Source organism: Bradyrhizobium pachyrhizi (assembly GCF_001189245.1).
GTDB lineage: Bacteria > Pseudomonadota > Alphaproteobacteria > Rhizobiales > Xanthobacteraceae > Bradyrhizobium > Bradyrhizobium pachyrhizi.
Genome location: NZ_LFIQ01000088.1, coordinates 133,906 through 141,773 on the forward strand (window position 1 = coordinate 133,906; position 7,868 = coordinate 141,773).

The 7,868-nt window shown below is 64.5% G+C and carries 11 protein-coding genes; 4 read left to right on the forward strand and 7 right to left on the reverse strand.

Annotation, left to right across the window (positions count from 1 at the left end; genetic code table 11):
* Positions 1-9 precede the first annotated feature (9 nt).
* The 4 genes from AKL29_RS20955 (at position 10) to AKL29_RS20970 (ending at position 2,369) form a co-directional block, all read left to right on the forward strand.
* Positions 10-846: a hypothetical protein gene (locus AKL29_RS20955; RefSeq protein WP_026193124.1), complete on the forward strand. Its 837-nt coding sequence runs from the start codon at positions 10-12 to the stop codon at positions 844-846.
* A 112-nt stretch (positions 847-958) separates the two neighbouring features.
* Entirely contained in the window at positions 959-1,669 is a 711-nt protein-coding gene (locus tag AKL29_RS20960; protein WP_244482231.1) for a hypothetical protein, read from the forward strand.
* Positions 1,670-1,708: 39 nt separating this feature from the next.
* Entirely contained in the window at positions 1,709-1,981 is a 273-nt protein-coding gene (locus tag AKL29_RS20965; protein ID WP_050385446.1) for a DUF3551 domain-containing protein, read from the forward strand.
* Between the two features lie 115 nt (positions 1,982-2,096).
* Positions 2,097-2,369: a DUF3551 domain-containing protein gene (locus AKL29_RS20970; protein WP_016844297.1), complete on the forward strand. Its 273-nt coding sequence runs from the start codon at positions 2,097-2,099 to the stop codon at positions 2,367-2,369.
* A 24-nt stretch (positions 2,370-2,393) separates the two neighbouring features.
* On the opposite strand, the gene AKL29_RS20975 is transcribed toward AKL29_RS20970, so the two are convergent.
* The 7 genes from AKL29_RS20975 to AKL29_RS45195 form a co-directional block, all read right to left on the reverse strand.
* Positions 2,394-3,593, reverse strand: coding sequence for an FAD-dependent monooxygenase (locus tag AKL29_RS20975; RefSeq protein ID WP_050385447.1), 1,200 nt, complete (start codon positions 3,591-3,593; stop codon positions 2,394-2,396).
* A 10-nt stretch (positions 3,594-3,603) separates the two neighbouring features.
* Complete coding sequence (locus tag AKL29_RS20980; protein WP_050385448.1) at positions 3,604-3,999, reverse strand: hypothetical protein; 396 nt, start codon at positions 3,997-3,999, stop codon at positions 3,604-3,606.
* 23 nt (positions 4,000-4,022) lie between these two features.
* Positions 4,023-4,205, reverse strand: a complete 183-nt coding sequence (locus tag AKL29_RS20985; protein WP_050385500.1) for a hypothetical protein — start codon at positions 4,203-4,205, stop codon at positions 4,023-4,025.
* Between the two features lie 55 nt (positions 4,206-4,260).
* Positions 4,261-4,854, reverse strand: coding sequence for a 3-phenylpropionate/cinnamic acid dioxygenase subunit beta (locus AKL29_RS20990; protein ID WP_050385501.1), 594 nt, complete (start codon positions 4,852-4,854; stop codon positions 4,261-4,263).
* 31 nt (positions 4,855-4,885) lie between these two features.
* Positions 4,886-5,692: an SDR family NAD(P)-dependent oxidoreductase gene (locus tag AKL29_RS20995; protein WP_050385449.1), complete on the reverse strand. Its 807-nt coding sequence runs from the start codon at positions 5,690-5,692 to the stop codon at positions 4,886-4,888.
* Positions 5,689-7,038, reverse strand: coding sequence for an aromatic ring-hydroxylating oxygenase subunit alpha (locus AKL29_RS21000; RefSeq protein ID WP_050385450.1), 1,350 nt, complete (start codon positions 7,036-7,038; stop codon positions 5,689-5,691). The genes AKL29_RS20995 and AKL29_RS21000 overlap by 4 nt, the downstream gene beginning before the upstream one ends.
* Before the next feature lie 56 nt (positions 7,039-7,094).
* A partial coding sequence (locus AKL29_RS45195; RefSeq protein WP_244482233.1) for an ABC transporter substrate-binding protein occupies positions 7,095-7,868 on the reverse strand: 774 nt, incomplete at its 5' end.

The following is a 7,868-nucleotide window of genomic DNA, read 5'->3' on the forward strand; positions in this document are numbered from 1 at the left end:
GCTGCATCGATGATGACGTTACCTGAGTTGGCGGCAGGTGCTTTGGAGAAGTTTCTCGCCACGCATGTCAGCCGCACCTTCGGCGCTTCGCAGGCGCGCTTCGGCGAACTCCTGCCAGCCGCCGCGCGCATCGCGTTGGAATGCATCGGCAACAGCGACGCGCTCTACCACAATGTCGAGCACACGATGCTGGTCACGCTCGCCGGGCATGACATCATCCGCGGCCGCGCGCTGCACACCCACGTTACCGCCGAGGATTACACCCACACCATCATCGCCTGCCTGACTCACGACATCGGCTATGTGCGCGGTCTTTTGAAGGGCGATGGACCTGATGGTTACGTCATTGATGCCTCCGGCAACAAGGTGGTGCTGCCGCGTGGCTCGTCGGATGCCGGCCTGATGCCGTATCATGTCGACCGCTCGAAGCTGTATGTGCTCGACAGGCTCGAGGCCGTCCTTCCACTTGATCGCGAGCGCGTCGCGCGCAACATCGAGGGCACGCGGTTTCCGGCGCCCGAAGGTCAGCAATATGACGATGAGGCGTCGATCGTCCGGGCGGCCGATTTCATCGGTCAGCTCGGCGATCCCAACTACATCAGGAAGGCCAACGCGCTCTATCACGAGTTCGAGGAGGTCGGCATCAACCGCCAGCTCGGCTATGAGTCGCCAGCCGATATCGTCGACCGCTATCCGCAATTCTACTGGAACATGGTTGCGCCGCACATTCAGGGCGCCATCAACTGCCTGAACATGACGGCAAGCGGCCGCCAGTGGATCGCGAACCTCTATAGCAACGTGTTCCGCGCCGAGCGCGAGGTGACGCTGTCCGGCCCGCAAATCTGACGCCGCGGCCTTTCAGCACGGATTGTGCTGCGTTCCCCAGCCGTTCGCGTGGTGTCCACATTTAGGCCTGCTTCGTCGTTGCACAGTCCGTGGAAATCAGCGACCTTGCGCCATGGACCCCTCCAGCGACCGTGTTTTCGACCGCTTCAGCATGATATCCCGTTTCGCTCAATTGATTGCGGCTGCCGTCCTCTGCTGGCCGGCGCTGGCCGTTGCCGCCGGTCCGGTCTACGACGTCGATCTGTACGCGTTGATGTCCGGCACTTGCCGCAATGTCTCCGTCGCAGGCCGCAGCTACACCTGCAAGGCAGTCGCCTATTTCCACACCCTGCGCGGCCGCTCCGAATTCACCGTGGTGCTCGACGATCCCGCCGACAAGAGCCACATCATCTCGTTCTCCGGCGAGAGCACCGAGCGCACCCAGGACAATCTGTTCGAGCTCGCGGTCGACCGCATGTTGCTGAAGTCCAGCGACCGCCCGCGAGTGGATGGTCTGCCGGTGCCGCTGGTCGAGATGTCGACGGGCTCGTGCCGCCAGGTCGGAAGCTTCATCACGCGGCAGGTGTCCACCATCACCTGCGCCGCAACCGACCAGAACGGCAAGAAATACGAGCTGAGCTTCGAATCGGACGGTTCGCCGATGACGTTGCGCCGGTTGCGGCAATCGACGCTGCCGTCCGAACGGCAGCGGGCGCGCCAGATCGCGCAGCTCGAATGCCGTCTCAAGGCGCGCGCTGCGCAAGTGCTGCCGCGGGACACGACGGCCTTCATGATCCGCTGCCTCGGTGAGGGCGACGGCAAGCCGGCCGACGAGCAACGATAGCCGTGCCCTGCGTTCCGGACGAGGCTTGAGGAGAATTCGATGCGTTTGAAACTCACCATCATCGCAGCCGTCGGAGTTTGCATCGCCGGGCCGGCCGCCGCACAGATGTACGATCCGAACTATCCGGTGTGCCTGGAAGTCTATGGCGGGAGGCTGACGCCCGAGTATATCGATTGCAGCTACACGTCGCTTCCGCAGTGTCAGGCGACGGCCTCGGGGCGCTCCGCGACGTGCTCGGTCAATCCGTTCTACAAAGGTCCGAAAAAGCCGCCAAAGCAACGGGGGCAGCGACAACGCCAGTCCACCAACTAGCGCGCTCAGGCTTCCCGCCTGCCGTCGCTCAAGACTGTATGGCCGTCGTGTCTCCAGTGCGGTTGACTAACCCCGGCAGTTGTGAGGAAACGGTCCGAGCAATAAGGAGAATCCGATGCGCCTGAAACTTTTCGCGATCGCTGCGTTCGCGGTCGCGCTGGCCCGACCTGCCGCCGGACAGGCCTATGATCCGAACTATCCGGTCTGTTTGCATCTCTATAACGGGCCGATGGCCGGAGACCACATCGATTGCAGCTACACCTCGATCCCGCAGTGTCAGGCGACGGCATCGGGTCTCTCTGCGATGTGCATCGTCAATCCCTTCTTCGCTCCTCCGCCACCACCGCCGGAACGTCCGGTGCGCCGCGGACGCCATCCCGTTCAGTGAGGCGGGCCCGCGAAACTCGTCTCGTCAAAGCGGCACACGCAAGGCATCGTAGGTGAACAGCCAGTCATAGCGCTCGCGCACCCGGTCCGGCTGCCATTCGCGCGAGACGTAGGCATCGGCGCCTTCGACGTCGGCGAGCGCGGGATTGTGGAAGCGCCTGGCATTCTCGGCCGACTTCACCACTATCGCGTTCGTCCGCGTCAGCCGCGCGGTCTGGTAGCGCTGCAGCGCTTCCTCGGGCGGGAAGCCTTCAAGACAGCGCGCCAGCACCATGCCGTCCTCGATCGCCATGTTGGCGCCCTGGGCCAGGAACGGCAGCGTCGGATGCGCGGCGTCGCCGATCAGGCAGGCGCGCCCGACGACGAAGCGATCGAGCGGGTCGCGGCCGAGCAGCGCCCATTTGTAGGGAATATCGAGGCTCGCGATGATGGTGTGAATCTCTGGATTCCATCCGGCAAAGGCTCCGCTACAGGCCTCGCGCGTACCGCGTTCGGTCCATGACTCGATTGACCAGCTCTCACCCTCGAAGATGCCGACGAAGTTCAACAGCTCGCCGCGGCGAACCGGATAGGTGATGACGTGGCCGCCCGGGCCGATCCAGTTGGTGCCGACGTCGCGCCTGAGGGGTGGCGGTAGCCGTTCCATCGGCACCAGGCCGCGCCAGGCGGCCACGCCCGAGAAGAACGGCTTGGTGTCGCCGCCGATCTGCCGGCGAATTTCGGAGTGCACGCCGTCGGCACCGACCACGACGTCGCCGCGCCGACGCTCGCCATTGGCAAGGTGCAGGCAGATGCCGTCGCCGTCCTGGTCAAATCCGGTGCAGCGGCTGCCAAGATGCAGCCGCCCCGGCGCCCGAACCTTGAATGCGTCGACCAGCACGCGGTGAAAGTCGCCGCGATGCACCATCCAGTAGGGCGCGCCATAGATCGCGCGCGAGGAGGCGCCGAGGTCGAACAGTTTCCAGGTCCGCCCGGTGCTGAACAGCCTGATCTCCTTGCCCGAGGGCTCGCAGGCGATGGCCTGCATCTCCTCCTCGAGCCCGAGCGCGATGAGGACGCTGGTGCCGTTGGCGCTGAGCTGGACACCGGCGCCGAGCTCGCGCAGCTCGGACGCCTGCTCGAAGATCTCGACTTCGATGCCACGCTGCAGCAGCGACAATCCGGCGACGAGACCGCCGATCCCGGCGCCGGCAATCAGGACCTTTGGCTTGCGGTGTGTACTCACGCGAACATCGCTATCTGTGCGTGATCAGGAAGTCGTCGGTGAATTCGCCGCGCGACAGCTTGACCGGGATCTCGCCGTCACTGCCGATCTCGACGATCTCCGAGCCGGACTTGCTATCCTCAGGGGTTAACAGCTCGATGCGCTCGGCGATCCGCTCCGCCTGCCAATCGGTCAGCTTCCAGGCAAACCGGCCGCCGAGATCGCGCATGCCGAATTCGTCGTCGGCGGGCGCCAGCACCAGCGCGTCGCGCGAGACGGCGCCGGGAATCCGCTCCGCCACGGCAATGGTCTGCGGGTCCTCGGCAAAGCGCCGCAGCAGCATTGCCAGCGCGGCGAGATCGGCGGCTTCGCCGAGGAACAGGAACAGCGGATGAAAATCGCTCGGCATGTATTCAAATCGCAGCATGATCGTCGGTCCGTTGACTGGGACTACTCGCTGAGCACCTTGACGACGTCCTGGGCGTGGCACAGCTCCACCGTGCCAACGTCGGCGGGCCGGGCAGGGCACTCCAGATAGCGTACCTGCAGCCACTGGCCATCGTCCATGTTCTCCACCACTTCGGCGACGACGCCGGCCTCCAGTTTCAGCCGCGTCCCCACCTTGATCGCCATCACGTCAATCATCGCTACCCTTGCTGATCTTGACCTTGCTCAGATCTGGCCCCGCTTAGAAGAACGTGGTGAGATTCTTGGCCAGCAGGATATTCTGTTCAAGCAATATCTCGCGCCGCGCGATCTTCCAGCCATCGTCGGTCAGGCGCAGCGTGTCGTTGCGGCGGCCGACGAAGATGTAGGTCTCATACTCGACGCGGTTCTGGTAGACGAGGAAGCGGCTGGTGACGTCCAGCTCGCGCGCAGCCTCGATATCCGGCCGCGCGCCCTTGATCTGCACATTGCTGACCATATGCGTGATGCGCGACAGCGGCTCCTCGGCATAGTGCACGCCGGTCAGGATCTGCTCGACCCGCTTGGTCAATGTCCATTTGTCTTCGTCGAACCAGCTGATGCCTTCACCGCGTTTGGTGTTCTCGCGCGCGGCCTGCTGGCCGAACTTCACATTGCGGCGGATCGGCATGAAATAGCCGATGTCGTCGGTGAGTAGCTCGAGCCAGTCGCGGAAGCGCCGGTCGTCGAGCAAATCGGCCTCGTGGTAGTAGAAATCCTCGACATCGGCCTTCAGCCGGTAGTAGGTCGCCGCTCGCTCGATCGCAGCGTTCCCGGCGTGTTGTTGTTTGTCCTGATCCTGAACGGTCGTCGTCATCGCTATCTCCTCATCAGGCATCGCAGGGTTGTCAGAGCGCCGGCTTGGGCGGGATCGGTCCGCCCTGCTGGGCGAAGCAGCCGACATCGATCACGGTGCCGGACAGCGTTTCCGCTTCCGGTGACAGCAGGAAGGCGACCACATTGGCGATGTCGTCACCGGCGGCGACGCGGCCCGCGGCGGTGCCCGGCGCGCCCTTGCCGAAACGCGCCGCATCGCCGCCGACACGGCCGAGGCTCATGCCGCTGACGATGCCGCCACCACCAGGGATCACGGTGTTGACGCGGATGCGCTGGTGGAAGAAGTCGTAGGCCATCGCTGCGCTGAGCGCGATAACGCCGCCCTTGCTCGCGCTGTAGACCGCCATGTTCGGCTTGCCCCAGCCGGCGCCGGATCCGATGTTGACGATCGAGCCGCCGCCTTGCGCGATCATGTGCGGGATCGCGGCGCGGCTGGTCAGATACGGTCCCTTCAGATTGACGGCGATGATCCGGTCGAACAGCACCTCGTCGGTGTCGAGCACGGTGCCGAGCGGGCCGATCGCGGCGTTGTTCACGACGCCGTCGATGCGCCCGAACCGCGCCATCGCGTGGGCGACCACCTTGGCAACATCGCCGGCCTGCGACACATCGGCTTCCATCAATTCGGCGGTGAGCCCTTCGCGATCGAGTTCCTCGCGCAGGGCGGGAATGGCGTTCTGCGCGGTACTCGAGACCTGCGGCGCCTCGAGACCGAAGGCCGCCACCGCGTGGCCGCGCCTGGCGAGGCCGAGCGTGATCGCGCGGCCGATCCCGAAGGTGCCCCCGCTGACGAGGACGGTTTTTGCGGGCGCGGTCATTCTGCGGCCTGCCGGCTGCCAGCGGGTGATCCGAGCAGCTCGTGCCAGTCGCCGCCCTGCATGTAGGTGGTCCAGCGGCGATAGAAGCCGCGCGCGATCTGCTCGGTGACTTGCGTGGAGACATCGCCGCCGAGCGGATGATCGGTGACGTAGGCGCCCATCGACTGCTGATAGTTGAAGGGATAGCGCCGCGCCACCGTGCCGGTGCTCGCCGCGGTGGCATAGAGCCAGTTCTCCATGTCGTCCTGTTCGGTCATCCCGGCCGGGCCGGAGTAGCGCATGTAGTAGCGGCGCAGATATTCCTTGGCTTCCTTCGGCGCGTCCTTGTCGACCAGGAAGAAGCGCCAGCCTTCGGTTGAGGTCGGGCTGTGCGGATGCCAGGCGCACAGTCCACGCGGCTGACGGCCATGATAGGAGGTGTTGGGGAAGATCGTGCCGACGAACGGCAGCAGCCGCGCCCCTTCGCCGAGCCGCCGCTTGCGCTCCTCGAAACAGTGCCGGAAGTATTTTTCGAGGATCGGGTTGTCGAGGAAGGACTCGATGTATTCGTTGGCCTCCGGCTGGATCGCGCTGTGCACGCCATGGCCTTCCGGAAAGCTGATCCAGACGTGCTGCGCTTTCTCCAGCTCATCGTCGCGGCGGCCCTTCTTGCCGGCGGCAGCGCTCGGCCCGATGCCGATCAGGTCGACCGAGCGATGGCTCGGGTTGTGATAGGTGTCGCCGAGGAAATTCTCGGCCGCGAATTTCCAGTTGGCGGGGAACACCCATTTGTGGACGCCGATCACCTCGGAGCCGCCTTCGCGGCCGTCGCGGCAGTCGAGCGCCTGGTCGAGATGGATCTTGGCATCGCCGAGATAGGTGATGAAGTCGGGCGCGTCCTTGTCCCAGGTCGCCCAGATCGAGCCCTTGTAGTTGCAAAGCTTCGCCACCGAGACTAGCGAGTTGGCCTCGCGGTCGAGCACCCCGTCATACAGCGTCCGGTGCAGTGGAACGCCCTGCAGCTTGCCGTCGGTGGTGTAGGTCCAGCTGTGATAGGGACAGGTGAACAGCGACGTGTTGCCCTGTTCGTAGCGGCACACCTTCATGCCGCGGTGCCGGCACGAATTGAGGAAGACGTGAATCTCGCCCTTCTTGTCGCGGCAGAGGATCACGGATTCCTCGCCCATCCGCGAGGTGTAGAAATCGCCGGGATTGGGCACCAGGCTTTCGTGCCCGACCAGCAGCCACGCACGGGTGAAGACCTTGTCGAGCTCCTGCCGATAGATATCGGCATCGACGAAGATCTCGCGGCTGATGAAGCCACCCTTGACGTCTACAAGCTGATCGAAATCGTTGCGAAGCGGCATCGGCTCCTCCTTGATCTTGCATGCGCGACCGTGCGTCGCGGCGATAATGGTGCGTCCTACTTGTCGAGCTTGCAGCCGCCCGTTCCCTCGGGGCGGAACGCCTTGTCGCCGGGGATGGCCGCGATCTTCTGGTAGTAGTCCCAGGGATATTTGCTCTCGTCCGGCTTCTTCACGCGGTAGAGCGAGAGGTCGTAGACGACGCGGCCGTCTTTGCGGATGTGCGCGGGGCGGCCGAAGAAATCGACCGGCAGCTTGCGCATCTCGGCATTGACCGCCTTCGCCTCGTCGCTGCCGCCGGCCTCGATCGCCTTCAGATAATGGCGCACGGCGGCGTAGGTCGCGGCCTGCAACTTTGTCGGTTCGCGCTTCTCGATCTCGATGAAGCGCTTGGCGAAGGCGCGGGTGCCGTCGTCGTCATCCCAGTAATATTGGGACGCGATGTACATGCCCTGCGCGTCGCGCAGGCCGATCGAATGGACGTCGGAGATGAAGGTCAGCATGCCGACGATGGTCTGCCCGCCTTGTTGCAGGCCGAATTCGTGGGTCTGCTTCACCGCGTTGACGGTGTCGGCGCCGGTGCCGGCCAGTGCCACCACCTTGGCACCGGAGCTCTGCGCGGCCAGCAAAAAGGATGAGAAGTCGGTGGTGTTGAAGGGATAGCGAACCGCGCCGATGACCTTGCCGCCCGTATCGGTCACCGCGCGTGAGGCATCCTTCACCATCGCGCTACCGAACGAATAGTCGACCGCGACAAAGAACCATTCCTTGCCGACGCGGCGGCTCAGCTCGCCGACCAGGCCGGCCGACAGCGCGTAGGTGTCGTCGGCCCA